At 65.0% G+C, this 20,135-nt stretch carries 20 protein-coding genes; 1 reads left to right on the top strand and 19 read right to left on the bottom strand.

What is annotated here, in order from left to right; translation table 11 throughout:
- Positions 1–5: 5 nt before the first annotated feature.
- The 8 genes from NLM32_RS18245 to NLM32_RS18210 form a co-directional block, all read right to left on the bottom strand.
- Complete coding sequence (locus NLM32_RS18245) at positions 6–956, bottom strand: sugar-binding transcriptional regulator (protein ID WP_254130301.1); 951 nt, start codon at positions 954–956, stop codon at positions 6–8.
- A gap of 7 nt (positions 957–963) precedes the next feature.
- The gene (locus tag NLM32_RS18240) at positions 964–1,620 is read right to left on the bottom strand and encodes an HAD family hydrolase (protein WP_254130300.1); all 657 of its coding nucleotides are present in this window, start codon (positions 1,618–1,620) and stop codon (positions 964–966) included.
- Positions 1,621–1,699: 79 nt separating this feature from the next.
- On the bottom strand, positions 1,700–3,613 hold the full coding sequence (locus NLM32_RS18235; RefSeq protein WP_254130299.1) for a nitric oxide reductase activation protein NorD: 1,914 nt from the start codon (positions 3,611–3,613) through the stop codon (positions 1,700–1,702).
- A 10-nt stretch (positions 3,614–3,623) separates the two neighbouring features.
- Positions 3,624–4,436: a CbbQ/NirQ/NorQ/GpvN family protein gene (locus NLM32_RS18230; protein WP_254130298.1), complete on the bottom strand. Its 813-nt coding sequence runs from the start codon at positions 4,434–4,436 to the stop codon at positions 3,624–3,626.
- Positions 4,437–4,497: 61 nt separating this feature from the next.
- Complete coding sequence (locus tag NLM32_RS18225; protein ID WP_254130297.1) at positions 4,498–5,844, bottom strand: cbb3-type cytochrome c oxidase subunit I; 1,347 nt, start codon at positions 5,842–5,844, stop codon at positions 4,498–4,500.
- 40 nt (positions 5,845–5,884) lie between these two features.
- Complete coding sequence (locus NLM32_RS18220; RefSeq protein WP_254130296.1) at positions 5,885–6,337, bottom strand: cytochrome c; 453 nt, start codon at positions 6,335–6,337, stop codon at positions 5,885–5,887.
- A 111-nt stretch (positions 6,338–6,448) separates the two neighbouring features.
- Positions 6,449–6,709: a cytochrome C oxidase subunit IV family protein gene (locus NLM32_RS18215; protein ID WP_254130295.1), complete on the bottom strand. Its 261-nt coding sequence runs from the start codon at positions 6,707–6,709 to the stop codon at positions 6,449–6,451.
- Positions 6,710–6,711: 2 nt separating this feature from the next.
- Positions 6,712–7,287: a cytochrome c oxidase subunit 3 family protein gene (locus NLM32_RS18210; RefSeq protein ID WP_254130294.1), complete on the bottom strand. Its 576-nt coding sequence runs from the start codon at positions 7,285–7,287 to the stop codon at positions 6,712–6,714.
- Positions 7,288–7,418: 131 nt separating this feature from the next.
- Between NLM32_RS18210 and NLM32_RS18205 the strand changes: the two genes are divergently transcribed.
- On the top strand, positions 7,419–7,574 hold the full coding sequence (locus NLM32_RS18205; protein ID WP_177195871.1) for a hypothetical protein: 156 nt from the start codon (positions 7,419–7,421) through the stop codon (positions 7,572–7,574).
- A 110-nt stretch (positions 7,575–7,684) separates the two neighbouring features.
- On the opposite strand, the gene mmsB is transcribed toward NLM32_RS18205, so the two are convergent.
- The 11 genes from mmsB to ytfQ form a co-directional block, all read right to left on the bottom strand.
- Positions 7,685–8,875, bottom strand: a complete 1,191-nt coding sequence (mmsB, locus tag NLM32_RS18200) for a multiple monosaccharide ABC transporter permease (protein WP_254130293.1) — start codon at positions 8,873–8,875, stop codon at positions 7,685–7,687.
- Positions 8,872–10,449, bottom strand: a complete 1,578-nt coding sequence (mmsA, locus tag NLM32_RS18195; RefSeq protein WP_254135349.1) for a multiple monosaccharide ABC transporter ATP-binding protein — start codon at positions 10,447–10,449, stop codon at positions 8,872–8,874. The genes mmsB and mmsA overlap by 4 nt, the downstream gene beginning before the upstream one ends.
- Positions 10,450–10,512: 63 nt before the next feature.
- On the bottom strand, positions 10,513–11,586 hold the full coding sequence (chvE, locus tag NLM32_RS18190; RefSeq protein WP_254130292.1) for a multiple monosaccharide ABC transporter substrate-binding protein: 1,074 nt from the start codon (positions 11,584–11,586) through the stop codon (positions 10,513–10,515).
- Between the two features lie 74 nt (positions 11,587–11,660).
- On the bottom strand, positions 11,661–12,539 hold the full coding sequence (locus NLM32_RS18185; protein ID WP_254135348.1) for an SMP-30/gluconolactonase/LRE family protein: 879 nt from the start codon (positions 12,537–12,539) through the stop codon (positions 11,661–11,663).
- The gene (locus tag NLM32_RS18180; protein ID WP_254130291.1) at positions 12,539–13,615 is read right to left on the bottom strand and encodes an aldose epimerase family protein; all 1,077 of its coding nucleotides are present in this window, start codon (positions 13,613–13,615) and stop codon (positions 12,539–12,541) included. The genes NLM32_RS18185 and NLM32_RS18180 overlap by 1 nt, the downstream gene beginning before the upstream one ends.
- A 2-nt stretch (positions 13,616–13,617) precedes the next feature.
- Positions 13,618–14,544: a Gfo/Idh/MocA family oxidoreductase gene (locus NLM32_RS18175; protein ID WP_254130290.1), complete on the bottom strand. Its 927-nt coding sequence runs from the start codon at positions 14,542–14,544 to the stop codon at positions 13,618–13,620.
- 2 nt (positions 14,545–14,546) lie between these two features.
- Positions 14,547–15,317 carry a FadR/GntR family transcriptional regulator gene (locus NLM32_RS18170; protein WP_254130289.1) on the bottom strand — a complete coding sequence of 257 codons (771 nt, stop codon included), beginning with the start codon at positions 15,315–15,317 and terminating at the stop codon, positions 14,547–14,549.
- Positions 15,314–16,294, bottom strand: a complete 981-nt coding sequence (gene yjfF / locus NLM32_RS18165) for a galactofuranose ABC transporter, permease protein YjfF (protein ID WP_254130288.1) — start codon at positions 16,292–16,294, stop codon at positions 15,314–15,316. Before yjfF ends, NLM32_RS18170 begins: the two co-directional genes overlap by 4 nt.
- Positions 16,291–17,283: an ABC transporter permease gene (locus NLM32_RS18160; protein ID WP_254130287.1), complete on the bottom strand. Its 993-nt coding sequence runs from the start codon at positions 17,281–17,283 to the stop codon at positions 16,291–16,293. Before NLM32_RS18160 ends, yjfF begins: the two co-directional genes overlap by 4 nt.
- Complete coding sequence (locus tag NLM32_RS18155) at positions 17,280–18,821, bottom strand: sugar ABC transporter ATP-binding protein (RefSeq protein ID WP_254130286.1); 1,542 nt, start codon at positions 18,819–18,821, stop codon at positions 17,280–17,282. The genes NLM32_RS18160 and NLM32_RS18155 overlap by 4 nt, the downstream gene beginning before the upstream one ends.
- A 116-nt stretch (positions 18,822–18,937) precedes the next feature.
- On the bottom strand, positions 18,938–19,903 hold the full coding sequence (ytfQ, locus tag NLM32_RS18150; RefSeq protein WP_254130285.1) for a galactofuranose ABC transporter, galactofuranose-binding protein YtfQ: 966 nt from the start codon (positions 19,901–19,903) through the stop codon (positions 18,938–18,940).
- Positions 19,904–20,135: the final 232 nt, after the last annotated feature.

Here is a 20,135-nt window from a genome sequence, read left to right as displayed (position 1 = left end):
GCGCCCTACCGCTCGAGGATCGCCCGTGCCGTCGCCTCGTCGGTGATCAGGCCATTGATCAGGCCCCCGTTCAGCGCGGCCGCGATCGCCGGCACCTTGGCCGCGCCGATCGCCGCGCCGATGGTCGTGGTCTTCGCCGGAACCTCCGGCGGAATGCTGGTGAGGCGCTTGTTGGTGCCGGCCTTGAGCAGGCGGCCCTTGGAATCATAGGCCCATCCGGTGATCTCGCCGATGGCGCCCTGCCGCATCATCTCAAACAATTCATCACGCGTGACGAAGCCGTCGACATGGACCTGCGCCTTCTGGTCCATCTGGCCGATGCCGACGAGACGGAGATCCGCCTTGGCCGCGACCGCCTTGACCTTCGCGATCGGCTCGATGCGGACCATCTTGTTGCGCTCGTCCTCCGACGACATCAGGAATGGCAGCGGCATCGGGTAATGCCGCGCGCCGGTGCGGTCGGCGAGCCGGCCGACCGTGTCGTAGAAGCTCGCCGAACCGTCGGCGGAGATGTTGCCGACCAGCGAGACGATCTGGTGGTTGGGCCGGTCGATCGGCGTGACGCGCTCGACCGCGGCGCGCACCGCCCGCCCCGTGCCGAGCGCGACGATGACGGGCGTTTCCGAACGCAGCGTTGCGTCCAGCAGATTGGCGCAGCGCTCGGCAATGCCGGCGGTCGCCTGCGGCGCCGCAGGGTCGGCCGGCACCACCTCGCAATGGCTGAGGTCAAACCGCTCCTTCAGCCGCGCGGCCAATTCCATGCAGGCGGCGATCGGATGCTCGAGCCGGAACGTGATCAGCCGCTCGGCGAGGCACAGCGACACCAGCCGCTGCGCCGAGGCGCGCGACACCTGCAGCATCTTTGCGATCTCGTCCTGGGTGTGGCCGGCAATGAAATAGAGCCAGCCGGCACGCGCGGCGTCGTCGAGCCTGGATTTTTCGTTCTCGACGGCCATGCCGGCCTCACGCCTCCCAGAAATCGCTCATGCGCGCGAAGACCCGATCGGCTCCGGCGGCGGACAATATAGCCCGGCCATCGCGTGCGCGATAATGGCCACCGCCGACAAATCCCCAGACCATCATGCCGGCCGCCTTGGCGGCCTGCACGCCACTGACGCTATCCTCGATCACCAGCGAGCGCGAAGGGCTGGCCTGCATTTTCCCGGCAGCGTGAAGAAAGAGATCCGGCGCCGGCTTGCCGTGCCTGACCATCTGCGCCGTGTAGAGCCGGTCGCCGAAATGCGGCGCGAGGCCGGTGACATCGAGCGACAGCGAGACGCGGTCGAGGTCGCTCGACGATGCGACACAGCGCGGCATCTTCAATCCGGACAGCACGGCACCGATGCCGGGGATCGGCTGGAGCGCCCCCGCAAAGGTCTCGAGCACGCGTGCCTTCAGGCGCGGAAGGAAGTCGTCAGGCAGAACCTGCCCGAGATCGCGATAGTGCTGCTCGATCGCCTTGGTGCTGCGCCCGAGGAAGAGTTCGAGAGCCTGCTGCACACTGAGTTGAAAGCCGAACTCCGCCAGCACCTCGGACAGACAGCGACAGCTGAGCAGCTCGCTATCGACGAGCACGCCGTCGCAATCGAAGATGATCAGTTCTGGCCGACCCGGGTCCATCCGGGTATTCGATCATATACCCACCTGCTGGGCAATAGCTCACAGGGAAACACGGCGTCGCGGGCTTTGTCGCGCTGGTTCAATGGGCCACCTGCCGATAGATCGCCGGCAGCGCGGCGGGCAGCCGGCTGATGTTGCCGACGATGGCGTAGCCGCCGCGGCCGAACAGCGTCGGAAAATAGGACTGTGCGGTGGCATCAACCGTCACGCCGAACACGGCGATGCCAAGCCGCCGCGCCTCCTGCACCGATTTTCTCGTGTCCTCGACCGCAAAGCGCCCCTCATAGTGATCGACATCGTTCGGCTTGCCGTCGGTCAGGACGAGCAGAAGCTTCTTGCGCTGGGGCTGGCGCGCGAGCTCGGCCGAGGCGTGGCGCACCGCGGCGCCGATCCGGGTGTAATAGCCCGGCCTCAGCGCACCGATGCGGCGCTCCACCGCCCCGCTCATCGGCTCGCCGAACGCCTTGACCGTCTCGAGCCGTACCCAGGCGCGCCGGCGCGAGGTGAAGGTCAAAATGCTGTGGTGATCGCCGCCGGCCGAAAGGCCGTGGGCAAGCACGAGCAGCGCCTCCTTCTCGACGTCGAGCACGCGATGGCCGTCAACCCACGCATCCGTCGAGAGCGAGACGTCGACCAGCAAGGTCACGGCGAGATCGTGTCCTTGCGGCCGCATCGCCACATGAACGCGATCAAGCGCGCCGCTGCCGGCGCGCAGATCGCAACGCGCCCGCACCAGCGCATCGAGATCGAGGTCGTGGCCATCGGCTTGCGCGCGCATCAATTCGTGGCGCGGCCGCAAGATCTCGAAACGGCGGCGAACCTGGCGGATGTGCCGGCGCATGCCCTCGTCGGGCGTCCAAATTTCACCTCGCTCGGACGCCACGCCGGCGAGCACGCGGCAATGATCGGGCAAATAGGACCGGCTGCGATAATTCCATTCGGGATAGGTCACCTCCGCATTCAATCGCGAGGCATCCAGCGCTTCCGGCGGCAGGTCGAGATCGAATCTCAGCCGGGTCGCGGGCTTGCCGCTGCGATGTCCAAGCATGATCTCCTCGAGATCATCGGCCGCCTTCTGCGCGTCCTCGTCATCACTGTCGTCCGCAGGACGATCGACATTGACCATCTCGGCCATCGCCAAGATCTTTTCGAAGCGGTTGAGCACAAAGGGATCCCGGCGATTGGCGCCATCGTCGCGTTCGCGGACGGCGAAACGCTTGCGCTCGTCCGGCGACGTGGCCGCGCTGCTTCCGGCCACCTCGTCATCCTGCATTCCCGCCGGTGCGAACTCGCGCGTCCAGCAATCGCCCCACAGCGGGCACGGCAAGATGGCGTGATATCCCGGCGGGGCCTCGTCCGGCAACGGACCCGTTCCCATCATGGCTGGCCACAGCTTGCCCGCGGGTGGCATATCGGCGCCGAGCAGCGTGAGCACGATCTGCTCCATGTCCTGCTCGATGCGCGGCAGCGGCCGGCGCGGCCGGGCCATCGCCACAGCCGCAGCGAGCCGGGCGTAATCTTCGGCAAGGCCCGGGCATTCGGTCAGCACCAGTACCGCGATCTCGCTGACCCGCCGCAGATTCAGGAGATCGCGCCGCAGCGGATCGGCCTCGCCGATCGTATCGACAGGTGCAAATGCGAACCAGGCCGCGAGCCACCGATACAACGCGGCGTTCAATTCCCGGTCGGCGAAGATTGCGATGCTGTCAGGCAGGAAAATGGTGGCGGGATCACGCCCGGGCTGCTCAAGGCGCTCGTCGCCAAGCCCGATGCGCTGTCGCCATCCGAGCCGGTGTCCGGTCCGGCGAGCACGCGCGCTCGCGATCTGGACGCCCGCCTCGCCACCGAGCGCACGGAACATCACGGCGATGCGCGGGCGGATATCAGCCAGCGAGACGGCGTGGTCGGCATGAACCGGGTAACTCGCGGTGCCGCCGACGAGACGATGCCAGGCCCGGCCGACGGTTTCTTCAAGCTCGAGGAAATCGAGCATCACAGCCCTCTCAGGAAATCACGGCGCGCGCGACGTCGAGCAGCGCAGCCTTGACGTCGGGATCGTCGGTCAACGGCTCGATCATGCCGGCGAGCACGGCCTCGGTGATCGACGCTCCCGCGGCAATCAAGGTGGCGCAATAGACGACGAGGCGGGTCGAGACGCCCTCCTCCAGATCATGCCCTTTCAGCGCGCGGAGCCGACCGGCCAGCGCGACCAGTGGCCGCGCGTAATCGGGCGCGAGACCGCTCTCGGCCGCCACCACCGCAACCTCCTGTTCCGGGGGCAAGAAGCCGAACTCGATCGCGACGAAGCGCTGCCGCGTCGACGGCTTCAGCGCTTTCAGCAGCGTCTGGTAGCCGGGATTGTAGGAGACCACGAGCATGAAGCTGTCGGGCGCCGCAAGCTCCTCGCCGGTCCGCTCCAGCGGCAGGATGCGGCGGTCGTCCGAGAGCGGATGCAGCACCACAGTGACATCCTTGCGTGCCTCCACGACTTCGTCGAGATAGCAGATGCCGCCTTCCCGCACCGCGCGCGTCAGCGGACCGTCGGTCCACACGGTGTCGCCGCCCCTCAGCAGGAATCGGCCGGTGAGATCGGCGGCGGTGAGATCGTCGTGACAGGCGACGGTGTGGAGCGGCAATCCCAGCCGCGCCGCCATGTGTGCGACGAAGCGCGTCTTGCCGCAGCCGGTCGGCCCTTTCAGCAGGACCGGCAAGCGATGCCGCCAGGCATGCTCGAACAGCACGCATTCATTGCCGCTGGGGACATAGGCCGGAAGCGCTGGCGCGGAGGCCGGCACGGCGTGAAGAGCTGCTTTCATGGTCCTTCTCCGGAAATTCTCTTGGGCAGGCGGCCGCGATCGTCGCGGCCGCCGTTCTCGCTTATTCGGCCGGCTGCAACGCGCCCGGGATGGTCGCCGGCTTTTCGCGGCCGGGCACCAGCACCGCCCAGACGAACATCAGCGCAGAGATCGCGACGAACACACCGGAGCCGAGCCGCACCCAGTAGAAGAAGGCGAGCTGATCCTGCACGTCCATGTAACTCTGGCCGAGCACGCGCTGGAGATGGACCTGGATCACGCCGGCAAAAGTCAGCGCGAACGTCATCACCATCATCGCCGTGCACATGATCCAGAAGCTGGTCATGGAGAGCCACTGATTGTAGGGCGCGCGTCCCTTGATCTGCGGGATTGCATAGGCCATCACCGACAGATTCAGCATGACGTAGGCGCCGAAGAAGGCGAGATGGCCGTGCGCAGCGGTGACCTGCGTGCCGTGGGTGTAGTAATTCACCGACGACAGCGTGTGCAGGAAGCCCCAGACGCCCGCCCCGAGGAATGCCATCACGGAGCAGCCGACCGACCACAACAGCGCAGCGCGGTTCGGATGCTTGCGGCCGGCCTTCCAGGTCATCTGCACCGTGAAGATCACCATGGTGAAGAACGGCGCGACCTCGAGCGTGGAGAACAGCGAGCCGATCCACTGCCAGTAGCCGGGTGCGCCGATCCAGTAGAAGTGATGGCCAGTGCCGAGGATACCGGAGAACAGCGCAAGGCCGATGATGACATAGAGCCACTTCTCGACGACCTCGCGGTCGATGCCGTTGAGCTTGATCATCAGGAAGGCGAGCACGGAGGCCATGATCAGCTCCCAGACGCCCTCGACCCAGAGATGGACGACGTACCACCAGTACATCTTGTCGACCGCGAGATTGGCCGGGTTGTAGAAGGCGAACAGGAAGAAGATCGCAACGCCCCACAGGCCGAACAGCAGGATGTTGGTGACCGTGGTCTTGCGGCCCTTGAGCGCCGTCATGGTCACGTTGAACAGAAACATCAGGCAGACCACGACGATGCCGACCTTGATGATGAAGGGCTGTTCGAGGAATTCGCGGCCCTCATGGTAGTGGAAGAGATAACCCACCACGGCCACGGCCGCCGCGCAGAAGAACATCCAGAACTGGATCTTTGCCAGCAGCGGGCTGAACAATTCGGTCTCGGTCTCCTCCGGCAGCAGGTAGTAGGTCGCGCCCATGAAGCCAATCAGCGACCAAACGATCAGTGCGTTGGTGTGAATCATCCTGACGATGTTGAACGGCAACAGCACCGACAGCGTGTTGGGCAGGACGTAGATGGTTCCGGCAAGCAGGCCGAAGACGACCTGGGCCAGAAACAGCGTCAGCGCGCCGTAGAAATACAGCATCGCGACTTTCTGGGTCTGATATTTCATCTCGATTTCTCTCTGTCTTGAAAGAAGAATGCGGGCCGGTTCAGCCGGCCTTGTTCGGCGGCCAGTCCTGGCGCTTGATCGTGCTGACCCATTGCAGGAAATCGGCGAGATCGTTGAGCTCCTGGTCGGTCAGGTTGAATTGCGGCATCTGCCGCCGCCCTTCCGCGCCCGAGGGCTGCGATTGCATCCAGGCCTTCAGCGTCTCGCGCGCGCCGGCCGGATCTTCCTTGCCGCCCCAGCGATCCCAGACATTGCCGACTTCGGGCGCGAAATAGGCGCCCTCGCCCAGCAGCGTGTGGCAGTTGATGCAGGAGTTGCGCTCCCAGACATGCTTGCCGCGCGCGACCGATGCGGTCAGGGTGGGCGCGTCGGTCGAGGTCGTGACCATGTAGTAGTGGCTGTGCGCGGTCAGCCCCAAGAAGATTGCAAAGAAAAAGGCCGAGCCGCCGTAGAAGACGTTTCGAGCCGCCGACTTGGTCAGGCGTTCAGCCATTGCCAGTCCTTTCCGTGTGAGTCGTGTCGTGAAAGAGCAGTGATGCTGTATCTTGCCGATCGGTGGGGACGGGTCTTTGTTGGGGCGCAATGAGCGCGAACGTTGACCGCGTCAGATCAAGCTGACGATCGCCGAGGCGAGCCAGGCGAACAGCACGAGGGTCACGATCCAGGCGCTGACGAGCCCGCGCCAGAGCACCGGCGCGGCGCGCAGGTCGAGAAAGTCGAGCGTGATCCGCCGGCCCTTGATGAGCGCAAGGATCAAGACCAGTGCGTTGGCGAGCAGCGGGCGCGGCAACAGCGGCGGCAGCAGGAGCGTTGCGAGCGCGAGGCCGATCAACACGATCCAGCTGATGTCAAGCCGATCCGGCATCGTCATCGCACCAGATAGAGAATCGGGAACATGACGATCCAGACCAGATCGACCATGTGCCAGAACGCGGCGCCGGTCTCGACGCCTACCGTCTCGGCGCGGCGACAGACCACGGCAAGGATCACGATGCCGAGGCCGACGTGCAGGAGGTGAAAGCCCGTCAGGAGGAAGTAGAGCGTGAAGAAGGTGCTGGTCTCCAGGCCAATGCCGCGACCGATCTCCCCGGCATATTCGGCAAGCTTGATGGCGATGAAGCAGCCGCCGAGCGCCATGGCGATGAGGAGCCAGCGGCGCGATGCCCGCTTCTCACCGGCCCGCGCGGATCTTGTCGCCCGGGCCGCGGCCCAGCCGCTGGTCACCAGCACGATCGTATTGAGCCCGGCAAGGCTCGAATCGAGCGCCGCCTGCCCCTCAGCGAACACCGCCGGATGGATCGCACGCGTGACCACGAGCGCGCCGAGAAACAGGCCGAACGCGGCGAGCTCGCTGAAGATTAGCACCCAGATCATGGGATCGCCGGGGAGATCTTCCAGAATCCCCCAACCGGTTCCCGGTTGCTCGCACTCCGCCGCCGACATCTGCTCTTCCGGATCAGGACACCGGCCAGCCATAGCTCACCGATCCAGTTCGGAATTTGTCGCAGGACAAACTGGAAGACGCTGGTGCGCGGTAAGAACCGCCTCAGCGTTTCACGGAGCAGCGAACAAGGATGAGCGAAGCACAACTCGGGCTGATGACCGCGACGCCGATCATCATCGTGTTCGCGATCGCGTTGCGGAAGATGGGTGTGCTGTCGACGGTGGCGACCGTCTCAGCGGTGAGCCTCTCCGTCGCCATCGCGACGGTGCTGTTCACGACGCAATAACAGCTTCCGGATGGGCAAGCGAAGCGTGCCCACCACTTCTCTCTCATCGGCGACAGACGGTGGGCACGGCGCGCTGCGCCTTTGCCCACCCTACGGCATCGCCGATATAGCTACCGCCGCTGATTGTAAACGTCGATGCACACGGCTCCGAGCAACACCAGGCCCTTGATGACCTGCTGGTAGTCGATGCCGATGCCGAGGATGGACATGCCGTTGTTCATCACGCCCATGATCATGGCGCCGACCACGGCGCCGCCGACGCGCCCGACGCCACCATAGGCTGAGGCGCCGCCGATGAAACAGGCGGCGATGACGTCGAGCTCGAAGCCGAGGCCCGCTTTCGGGGTCGCGGTGTTGAGGCGGGCGGCGAAGACGAGCCCGGCGAGCGCGGCCAGCACGCCCATGTTGACGAAGGTGAAGAAGGTCAGCCGCTCGGTCTTGATGCCCGACAGGCCTGCCGCCTTGGCGTTGCCGCCGACGGCATAGATCTGACGGCCGATCACGGTGCGGCGGGTGACGAAACCATAGAGCGCGATCAGGGCACTCATGATCACCAGCACGTTGGGCAGGCCGCGATAGGTCGCGATCAGATAGGTGAAATAGAGCACCGCGAGGGCCAGCACGACACTTTTGCCGAGAAAGAAGCCAAAGGGCTCGACCTCGATGCCGTGCGAGACCTCACGCGCGCGGCCCTTGGCGCTGACGTAGACCAGACCCAGCGCCAGCACCGCGCCGATCAGCATGGAGGTCGGATGCAGCGTGCCGGCCTCGGGCAGCAGTTCCGGAATGAAGCCCGACGACAGCTTCTGGAAGGTCGACGGGAACGGGCCGAGCGACTGGCCCTGCAACACCGCGAGCGCGAGACCCTTGAACACCAGCATGCCGGCCAGGGTCACGATGAAGGACGGGATCTTGAAATAGGCGACCCAATAACCCTGCGCGGCGCCGATGGCCGCGCCGACAGCGAGGCAGATGAGGAAGGCGAGCGTGTAGTCGACCTTGTAGGTCACCATGAGCAGAGCGGCGACCGCACCGACGAACCCCGCGACCGAACCGACCGACAGGTCGATATGACCGGTGACGATCACCAGCAGCATGCCCAGCGCCATGATGACGATGTAGCTGTTCTGCAGCACCAGATTGGTCAGGTTGAGCGGCTGCAGCAGCGTACCGCCGGTCATGACCTGGAAGAACAGCATGATCGCGACCAGCGACATCAGCATGCCGTAGTTGCGCAGATTGTTCTTGATGAAGCTGCCGTGGCGGCGCTCCTCGGGCAGCGAAACCGTCTTGTCGGTCATGGCTGCGATCCTCCCATCTCCGCGGCCTCGACCGCGCCGTTACCGTTGCTTCGTTCGTTGCGCATGATGGCGCGCATGATCTTTTCCTGTGTCGCCTCGGCGCCCGGGAACTCGCCGACAAAGGCCCCGTCGTTCATGACGCAGATGCGGTCGCAGATGCCGAGCAGCTCGGGCATCTCCGAGGAGATCACCACCACGCCGCGGCCGGCTTCCGCAAGCTCGTTGATGATACAGTAAATCTCGTATTTGGCACCGACGTCGATGCCCCTGGTCGGCTCGTCCAGGATCAGCACCTTGGGGTCGGTCATCAGCCATTTCGACAGCACGACCTTCTGCTGGTTCCCGCCGGAAAGCTGGCCGGTCTCCTGGTAGACGTCGGAACAGCGGATCCGCATGCGGTTGCGGTAGTCGCTGGCGACCTTCAGCTCGGCGATGTCGTCGATCACCCGCCCCGGCGCGACCTGGTTGAGGCTTGCCAGCGTAATGTTCTTGCGGACGTCGTCGGCCAGGATCAGGCCGAGCTGCTTGCGGTCCTCGGTGACATAGGCAAGGCCGGCATCGATCGCAGCTGCGACGCTCGGGAGGGAGATCTCGTGGCCTTCGAGGGCGATGCGGCCGCTGATATGGGTGCCCCAGGAGCGGCCGAACAGGCTCATGGCGAATTCGGTGCGGCCGGCGCCCATCAGCCCGGCGATGCCGACGACCTCGCCGCGCCTGACGCCGAAATTGACGTTCTTGATCACCTGCCGGTCGGGATGGATGGGGTGATAGACCGACCAGTTCGAAACCGCGAGCACGGGCTCGCCGATCTTCGCACTGCGCTCGGGGAAGCGATGGGCGAGATCGCGGTTGACCATGCTGCGGATGATGCGGTCTTCCTGGATCGGCTCGGCGCGGCAGTCGATGCCGTCGACAGTGCGGCCGTCGCGCAGCACGGTAATGTGGTCCGCGACCTTGGCGACCTCGTTGAGCTTGTGCGAGATCAGGATCGAGCCGATGCCCTGCTCGCGGAATTTCATCAGGCGTTCCAGCAAGGCGGCGCTGTCGGCCTCGTTCAGGCTCGCGGTCGGCTCGTCCAGGATCAGCATCCGGACACGCTTGGACAGCGCCTTGGCGATCTCGACCAGTTGCTGCTTGCCGACGCCGAGATCGGTGATCAGCGTATCCGGCGATTCCTTCAGACCGACCTGCGCCAGCAACTCCTGGGTACGCTTGTAGACCTGGTCGCGATCGATCACGCCGAACTTTGATGGCGGATGCGAGAGAAAGATATTCTCCGCGATCGACATCAGCGGGATCAGCGCCAGCTCCTGGTGGATGATGATGATGCCGAGCGCCTCGGAATCGTTGATGTCGCGGAAGCGGCGTTCCTCGCCCTCGAAGACGATGGTGCCCTCGTAGCTGCCTGCCGGATAGACCCCGCTCAGCACCTTCATCAAGGTCGACTTGCCAGCACCATTCTCACCGACAAGGGCGTGGATCTGGCCAGCTTCGACCGAGAAATTGACGTCGCGCAGAGCCTGCACACCGGAAAAGCTCTTGCTGACGTTACGCATCTCCAGCATGGCGGTCATTGCGTTGCGTCCCATCCGTTAGATCCCTCCCCCCGCGAACGGGGAGAGGGAAACTCGAGAGTCTTACTGGAACTGCGACTTCTTGTAGTAGCCGCTGTCAACCAGGGTCTTCTCCCAATTGTCCTTATACACCACGACCGGCTTCAGCAGATAGGACGGCACGGTTTTGGAGCCGTTCTCATAGGTCTTGGTGTCGTTGACCGTCACCTGCTTGCCGGCCAGCGCGGCGTCGACCATGTCGGCGGTCACCTTGGCGAGATCGCGGGTGTCCTTGAAGATGGTCGAGTACTGATCCCCGCGCAGCATGGCCTTGATCGAGGGCACCTCGGCGTCCTGGCCCGAGATGATCGGCATCGGCTGATCGGCGCTGCCATAGCCCACGCCCTTCAGCGAGGAGATGATGCCGATCGAGAGGCCGTCATAGGGCGATAGCACCGCGTTGACCTTCTTGTTGCCGTAGTAGGCACTGAGCAGGTTGTCCATGCGGGCCTGGGCGGTGGCGCCGTCCCAGCGCAAGGTCGCGACCTTGTCCATGCCCATCTGACCGGAGGCGACCACGAGCTTGCCGCTGTCGATATAAGGCTTCAGCACGCTCATCGCGCCGTTGTAGAAGAAGTAGGCGTTGTTGTCGTCGGGCGAGCCGCCGAACAGCTCGATGTTGAACGGACCCTTGCCTTCCTTGAGGCCAAGCCCCTTCTCGATCGATTCCGCCTGCAGCACGCCGACCTGGAAATTATCGAAGGTCGCGTAATAGTCGACATTCGGCGTGCCGCGGATCAGGCGGTCATAGGCGATCACGGTGATGCCCTTTGCTTTTGCCTGCTTGAGCACGTCGGACAGCGTGGTGCCGTCGATCGCGGCGATCACCAGCGCCTTGGCGCCCTTGGTCACCATGTTCTCGACCTGCGAGAGCTGGTTCGGGATGTCGTCCTCGGCATATTGCAGGTCGGTGTTGTAGCCGCGCTCCTTCAGCACCTTGACCATGTTGTTGCCGTCGTCGATCCAGCGCGCCGAGGATTTCGTCGGCATCGCGATACCCACGGTCGCCTTGTCCTGGGCGGAGGCGGTGACGCCTGCGGCCATCGATGCGGCACCGGCCAGCGCCAGTGCGAGAAATGTCGTCTTCAATTTCAACATGCTTCACTCCCTTTGGGTGTCAGATTGCTTCTTAGTGTCGTCGAGAACAGAGGTAAAGGTCGGCTTGGGATCTCCTATGCGAGCTTGACGTCGGGCTCCGCGCGACCGCGCGCGGAGGCTTGTAGCAGAAAGGTGCAACCGGCCTGTGGATCGGCGGCGCGCGCCTCCGCATCCATATCCTGCCAGGCCGAGGTGACGAGCAGGCGCGACAGATCGGCGCCGACGAAAGCGGGACAGCTCGCCTGCCTGGCCGGCACCCGCAACGAGCGCAGGTGCTCGCCTTGCGGCGAGTAGACATCGACACGGCCCGCGCCCCAGCAAGCGTTCCAGATTTGCCCATCGGCATCGCACACGGAGCCGTCGAGCCCGCCGATGCCGGTGTGGCGCAGCAGCACCTCCGACTCGCCGCGCGGCAGGCCGGTGGCGGGATTGAGCGGCACCGCATAGAGCACGGCGCGCGCGGTATCGGTGAAATAGCCGGTCGCGCCATCGGGCGAGAAGCAGATCGAGTTGGGAATGCTGATGCCGGGAAACAGCGTCGAGATTTTACCGCGGTGCAATGCGTAGATCGCGCCCGCCCCCCGCTCGGCCTTGCGTCCCATCGTGCCGATCCAGAACGTGCCGGATTGATGGACGCGACAATCGTTGGAGCGCGTCGCGGGATTGTCCGCCTCCAGCGGGCAGAACAGCGTCATCGCGCCATCGGCGAGCGTGCGGACGTAACAACCATCTTCCGCGACGACCAGCTGACGTTCGGCATCGATCCGCCCAAGCGCGCTCGCCATCCGGCCAAGCGCATGGACACGGATTGTGCCACCACCGAGATGCGCCTCGAACAGGCGCCCCTCGCGAATATCAAACCACCACGCGGTATCGGTGGCGACATCGTAGGTCGGACCTTCACCGAGGTGACAGTGTTCGGCGGAGAGAACCGAGGTCGGCACCTCTTCCATCATGGCGTCCTCACGGCAAAGCGATAGACGGTGTGATGCCGATAGACGCCGCCGGGATCAAGGCGCGGGCTCGGAAAATCAGGCCGGTTCGGTGAATTGGGCCACATGTGGGGCTCCAGACACAACGCATCCGACTGCCGGATCAGCTTGCCGCCCTTGCCTGAGATCGTGCCGTCGAGATAGTTGCCGGAATAGACCTGCAAGCCGGGCTGATCGGTCAGCAGTTCCATGATCCGCCCCGACTGCGGCGCCTCCAGCCGGGCCGCGAGCGCAAGCTTGCCGTCGCGCGCGAGGCAATACGTGTGGTCGTAGCCCTTGCCATTGCGCAATTGCTGATCGTTCTCGCGGATGCGCGCGCCAACCGCGTGGGCCTCGCGGAAATCGAACGGCGTGCCTGCCACTGCGCGCGGCGGCCCCGGCAGCGGGATGGCGGTGGGATCGATCGCGAGGAAATGCTCGGCCTCAACCGTCAGCCTGTGATCGAGGGTGGACTTGCCCGAGGTCGCGCCTTCCAGATTGAAGAAGCTGTGGTTGGTGAGGTTGACTATGGTCGAGCGGTCGGTCCGCGCCTCCATCGTCAGCGACAGCTCGGCCGGCCCGGTGACGCGATACGTCAGGCGTACATCGAGCTTGCCGGGATAATTCTCCTCGCCATACGGGCTGGTGTAGGTCAGCGTGACTGCGGGGCTGGCGCCATCGTCAAGCTCGGCAATGTCCCAGAGCTTGCGGTCGAAGCCATCGAGGCCGCCATGAAGCGCATTCGGGCCGTTATTGATTGGCAGCTGGAAGGTCTCGCCATCGAGCGAGAACTGCCCGTTGGCGATACGGTTGGCATAGCGGCCGACGGTCGCGCCAAAAAACTTCCGTTCGGCGAGATAGCCGTCAAAGGCATCATGGCCGAGCACGACGTCGTCGCAACCGCCCTTCGCGTCCGGCGCGATCAGCGCCTGGATCACCGCGCCATGGGTGATGATGCGAGCCTCGAACCCGCCCTCCCCGCGCAGCACGATGCGCTCGACCTTGCGTCCATCAGGCAGCGTTCCAAAAGCGTCTTTTGTTATTCTTGAGCCAGCCATGTCTAGTCCACAAACGGTTCGACGATGTTGCGCCTGCCGAGCAGGAAAGCGTCGGCAACGAGACGAAGCGGCGCCAGGTCGACGTCGCTCGCGCCGGTCGCGGCGAGCTTGACGAAGCGCCGATACAGTTCGCGATATTCCTCATCAGGTGCGTCGGCGACAACCTTGCCGTCGACCGCCATGACCCTGCCGCCGCGGGACAAGGTCATCCGGCCTTCGTCGGTTTCGACCAGGATATCCCAGCTCTGTGGCCCGGTCTGGCGGAAGTCAAATTCAGCTGTGATCGGCAGGCCGTCGATATCGGTCAACGTCAAATTGGCAGCAATCGGCGACTGGCAATTGGCGGGAAAAGCGAGTTCAGCCGCGGTGACAAACACCGGCTTCGGCAGGATGCGGGTCAGGATCGACAACGCGTTGATGCCGGGATCGAACACGCCGAGCCCGCCCGGTTCCCAGATCCAGGCTTGGCCGGGATGCCAGACGCGGACGTCTTCCTTCCAATTGATATGCACCGATCTGATCCGCTGCGCAGCCAGCCATTCGCGGGCCGGCTCGACCGCAGGTGCATGGCGCGAATGCCAGGTTGCAAACAGGGTCCGGTCTGCCTCCACCGCCATCGCGATCAACGGACCGAGCTCGGCAACGCCGATGCCGGGCGGCTTCTCCAGCATGACATGCTTGCCCGCGGCGAGCGCCGCGGCAGCCTGGGCGCGACGCACCTGCGGCGGCGTGCAGAGCGACACCGCGTCGATCTGCGGTCCCTTCTCCAACAACTCCTCGACGGTCGCGAAATGCGGCATGCCCGGCAGCGATGCGTTGCGGCTGGCGATTGCAGCGAGCATCGCGCCTGGCACTGCGGCAATCGCGCCGACATGCTGGTCGCGCGCAATCTTGCCGAAGCCGACGATGGCGATGCGAAGTTCAGTCACGCTTATTCTCCACTTTCCGCAGACGGCAGCTGTTCGGCGGGGGCCGTCTCGATCTCGGTGCCCTCATGGCGACGCATGCCGTTGTGAATGACGTAGATCATCGCCTCCGACGCCGCCCCGGCATCGCCGGACGTGATCGCGTCGACGATCTTCTGGTGCCAGAGCAGCACGGTATCGCGGTCCTCCGGCTCGACCGGGGCACTGAGCAGGAACGAGGCGCGCAGGGCGGCCTCGATCACATGCCCGATCGAGCGCATGAACAGATTACCCGATGCCCGCGCCACCGCAACGTGCAGTGCGAGATCGGCATCGGCAAAGCCGACGGAATCGGAAGCCTCCAGCCGCATCCGCTCCATGCTGCGGCGAAGCTCCGCGATATCCTCCTCGGACCGCTGCGCCGCCGCCAGCGCCGCGGCCCGCGGCTCGACCGCGAGGCGGATCTCGGCGAGGTCGTTGAGAAAACGCTTGTCGATGCCGGCGTCGAGATGCCAGGCCAGCACGTCGGCGTCGAACATGTTCCAGGCGGTGCGCTCGCGCACGACGGTGCCGACCCGCGCCTTGGTGGTCAAAAGCCCCTTGGCGACCAGCGTCTTCACGCTCTCGCGCAGCACCGGCCGCGACACGCCGAACATCGCGATCAGCTCGGCGTCACCCGGAAGCCGCGCCCCTTCGGCATAGCGGCTAGCGATGATGTCGACGCCGATTGAGCGGGCGACCTCCGCGTGGTTGGAATGGGCCCGCCGTGTCGGGATGACGACGATGCGCGAGGTCATGAGGCGGCTCCCGCGCGTTTCGCCACCGGCCGTCGCGCCAGCGCGACCAGCCCCTGTTGCAGGGCGATGAAGGCGAACAGCAAGACGCCGGTCGCGATCTTGGTCCACCAGCTCGACAGCGTCCCGTCGAAATTGATGTAGGTCTGGATCATGCCCTGGATCAGCACGCCGAGGAAGGTGCCGATCACCGAGCCCTGCCCGCCCGTGAGCAGCGTGCCTCCGATGACCACGGCCGCGATGCTATCGAGTTCGACGCCGACGGCAGAGAGCGAATAGCCGGCGCTGGTGTAGAAGGAGAACACGATGCCGGCGATGCCCGCAAGCAGGCTCGACAGCATGTAGATCTTCACCGTCATCTTGCCGACCGCGACGCCCATCAGGCTCGCGGTGGCCCGGCTGCCGCCGAGCGCATAAACGTTGGCACCGAACCGGGTGAGGTGCAGCAGCAAGGCACCGCCGATCACGATCACGAGCATGATGATCGCGATCGCGGTCAATCGCCCGCCCCCGGGCATGCGCAACGCGAAGTCCGACACGGTCGAATAGACCGGCGCGGTGATCGGCACCGATTCCGTCGAGAGCAGGAAGCTGGCTCCACGCGCCAGGAACATCCCGGCGAGCGTCACGATGAAGGGCGGCAGGTCGAAGACGTGGATGATCGCGCCCATCGCGGCGCCAAAGGCGGCCGAGAGTGCGAGGATGGCGACGAAAGCGACCAGCGGCGGCACGCCCCAGCGCTCGATCGCGAGCGCGACGAACACGGTGGTAAAGCCGATCACCGAGCCGACCGAGAGATCGATGCCGCCGGAGATGATGACGAAGGTCATGCCGGTCGCGACGATACCGAGGAAGGCGTTATCGGTGAGGAGATTGCCGACCACGCGGGTCGAGGCGATATTGGGAAACTGCAGCGCGCAGAGGGCGAAGCCTGCGACGAGGACGATGGCCGTGATCAGGACGGGCGGCAGGCCTTTCATGGTTTCGTCCTCCGCAGCCGCGCCATGATGCCGGCAAAGCCTGACAGTTTTGGCGATTGCAGCAGCAGCACCGCGAGCACCACCACGGCCTTGACCAGCAGGTTGAACTCCGGCGGATAGCCTGACAGCAAAATGCCGGTGTTCATGGTCTGGATGATCAGCGCACCGAGCACCGCCAGGACAAGGCTGAAGCGGCCGCCGAACAGCGAGGTGCCGCCGATCACCACCGCGAGGATGGCATCGAGCTCGAGCCACAGGCCGGCATTGTTGGCATCCGCGCCCATGATGTCGGCCGCAGCGATCACACCGGCGAGCGCGGCGCAGACGCCGCACCAGACATAGACCGCCAAAATCATCGCGCGCGTGCCGACGCCGGCAAGCTCGCTCGCCCGCGCATTGCCACCGGTCGCCTCGATCAGTAGCCCGAGTGCCGAGCCGCGCACCACCGCGCCGGTCAGGATCAGCATGCCGAGCGCAATCGCGATCGGCACCGGCACGCCGAGAATGGCGCCGTTGCCGAGCCAGACCAGATCCGGCGAGGTGAAGGTCACGATACGACCTTCGGTGATGAGCTGGGCGATGCCGCGACCGGCGACCATCAGGATCAGCGTCGCCACGATCGGCTGCATGCCAAGCACGGCGACGAGGAAGCCATTCCACAACCCGCAGACGAGCCCCGCGCCGAGCGCGGCCGCCAGCACCACCGGCAGGCCGTGGCTGTCGGCGAGGCTCGCGGCGATGGCGCCGCAGATCGCCATCACAGCGCCGACGGAGAGATCGATGCCGCGCGTCGCGATCACCAGCACCATGCCGAGCGAGAGCAGCGCCACCGGCGTACCGCGGTTGAGCACGTCGATCAGGCTGCCGAACAGTCGGCCGTCCTGGAGACGCAGATCGAAGAATTGCGGCGACACCACGCGGTCGACCGCGAGGATGACGATGAGCGCGAGGATCTGGGCAAGGCCGCGGCGTGGCAACAGCGCTGTCATGCCCGGGCCTCTTGCATCGCTGCGCCGTCGGCGGCGATGGCCGCGAGAATGTTGCTGACGTCGATGGCCTCGCCCGAGAGCTCCTCGACATGGGCACGATCGCGCAGCACGACCACGCGGTCGGAATAGGTCACGATCTCGTCGAGCTCCGAGGAGATCACGAGCAGCGCCAGCCCGTCGTCACAGAGCTCGCGGATCAGGCGAATGATCTCGGCATGCGCGCCGACATCGATACCGCGCGTGGGTTCATCCAGCACGAGCAGCCGCGGCGACGTCGCGAGCCAACGTGCCAGCAGAACCTTTTGCTGATTGCCGCCGGAGAGCAGGCCGACGGGCCGTTCGGCATCGGGCGGGCGGATGTCGAGCATCTTGACGTAACGGCGCGCGAGCTCGTCCTGTTCACGGCGCGATAGCGGCCGATGCAGCCCGCGCTTGGCCTGAAGCGCCAGCACGATGTTCTCGCGCACGGTGAGTTCGGCGACGATGCCGTCGGTCTTGCGCTCCTCCGGGCAATAGCCGAAGCCGTGGCGCACGCCATCGCGCGGCGATTGCAGCCGCACGGGCGCACCCTCCACCCTCGCCTGCCCGCCATCGGCGCGCTCGGCACCGAACACCAGCCGCGCCGTCTCGGTGCGGCCCGAGCCGAGGAGGCCGGCGAGACCGACGACCTCGCCATGGCGCAGCTCGAGATTGAACGGGGCGACATAGCCGGCCTTCCCGTAATTCTCGAAGCTCGCACACACCTCGCGCGCATTCTGTTCGCTCGCCGCCGCCCGCGCGCTGGTGGTCTCGGCCAGCTCACGGCCGAGCATCATCCGGATCAGTTCGAGCCGTGACAGCGAAGCGGTCTCGCGCTCGCCGACCAGGCGGCCGTTGCGCAAGACGGTGATGCGATCGGAGATCTCGTAGACCTGATCGAGGAAATGGCTGACGAAGACGATGCCAATACCGCGCTTGGCCAACTGGCGCATGATGCCGAACAGGATCTCGACCTCATGACGGTCGAGACTCGCGGTCGGCTCGTCCAGGATCAGCACGCGGGCGGAGAGATCGACGGCACGCGCGATCGCGGTGACGTGCTGTATGGCCACCGAATAATTGCCGAGTGGCGCTGCGACATCGATATCGAGGCCGAACTCCGTGAGCAGCGCTTTGGCGCGGCGGCGCATTTCGCCCTCGCGCACGATGCCGAAGCGCATCGGCTGGCGGTCGAGAAACAGATTTTGCGCCACCGACAGGTTCGGCAGCAGGTTGACCTCCTGGTAGACGGTGGCAATGCCGGCTTGCACCGCGGCCTTGGCCGAGCGCGGCGCAACCTCTTCGCCGCCCAGACGGACAACACCGGCATCGCGCGGGAACACGCCGGTGACGACCTTGATCAGCGTGGATTTGCCGGCGCCGTTCTCGCCGAGCAGCGCATGGATCTCGCCGGCGCGAAGCGTGAAGTCGACCTCCTGCAACGCGCGCACCGCACCGAAGCTCTTGCTGATCCCGCGCACCTCCAACAGGGAAGGAGCCGGATCAAGGCTATTCTCCATAACGACGTCACTCCCACCGGCGCCCGCTTATGCTGCGGACACCCAGCCTATTCGTTCGTGCGGCGGATGCGAAGGGGGTGCCGGACCGCACGGAGCGGCCCGGCGAGACGCCCGCCTCAGTAACCGAGGCCCTTCTTGCTGTCGTATTCCTTCTGCGGATCGTCGGCGGCGGTGAGAAGCCGAGATTCGGTCTGGATCCACTTCGGCGGCACAGTGCCCTTCTCCTTGAACGCCGCGACGGCATCGAAGGCCGGCCCCGCCATATTCGGCGTCAGTTCGACCGTGGCATTGGCCTCGCCGGCCACCATCGCCTTGAAGATGTCGGGAACTGCGTCGATCGAGACGGTCAGGATGTCCTTGCCCGGCTTGAGGCCCGCCTCCTTCATCGCCTGGATGGCGCCGACCATCATGTCGTCATTATGCGCATAGACCGCGCAGATGTTCTTGCCGCCGCCTTCGGCCTTGATGAAGCTTTCCATCACTTCCTTGCCCTTGGCGCGGGTGAAGTCGCCGGTCTGGCTGCGCACCACCTTCAAATTGGCGTGCTTGGCGATGGCGGTGTCAAAACCCTTCTTGCGGTTGGCAGCGACGCTTGCACCGACCGTACCCTGCAGTTCGACGACGTTGCAGGCCTTGTCGCCGACGGTCTTGGCCAGCCATTCGCCGGCGACCGCGCCTTCATGCACGCTGTCCGAGGTGACGGCGGTGAGATAGAGGTCCTTGCCGGACGGATCGATGTCGCGGTCGAGCAGCACGACCGGGATCTTGGCTTCCTTGGCTTCCTTCAGCACCGAATCCCAGCCGGTCGAGACCACGGGCGCGAGGAAGATCGCGTCGACATTCTGCGCGATGAAGGAGCGGATCGCCTTGATCTGGTTCTCCTGCTTCTGCTGCGCATCGGCGATCTTGAGATTGACCTTGCGCTTGCTGGCCTCCTGCTTGGAGACCGACGTCTCGGCCGCGCGCCAGCCGGATTCCGATCCGATCTGCGAGAAGCCGACGGTGAGCTCGGCCGCATTGGCCGGCAGCGCGAGCAACAACGCGGCCGTGGCGCTGGCCGCAAAAAGGGCTTTGAAGGTCATCAGGCGTGTCTCCCAAAATGTTGTCCGGGGCGCCATTTGGTAACATGACACCCTCAGGCCGGCCTTTGAGGCGGCGGGAGGGACTATTTCACGGAAGTCTGCGCTCGTATAGTCATATTATTTGACTATTTGGACGAATGACGCGGGGATGCCGACGGCCGCGCAGATGATGCGCCAAACATGACCTTGTTCCACTGATGCAACGCGGAGATGAAGGCGATTTGCGATCGCG

The organism is Bradyrhizobium sp. CCGUVB14 (genome assembly GCF_024199935.1).
Lineage (GTDB): Bacteria > Pseudomonadota > Alphaproteobacteria > Rhizobiales > Xanthobacteraceae > Bradyrhizobium.
Note: the sequence above shows the minus strand (reverse complement) of the source record. Positions and strands in the feature narration are given on the sequence as shown.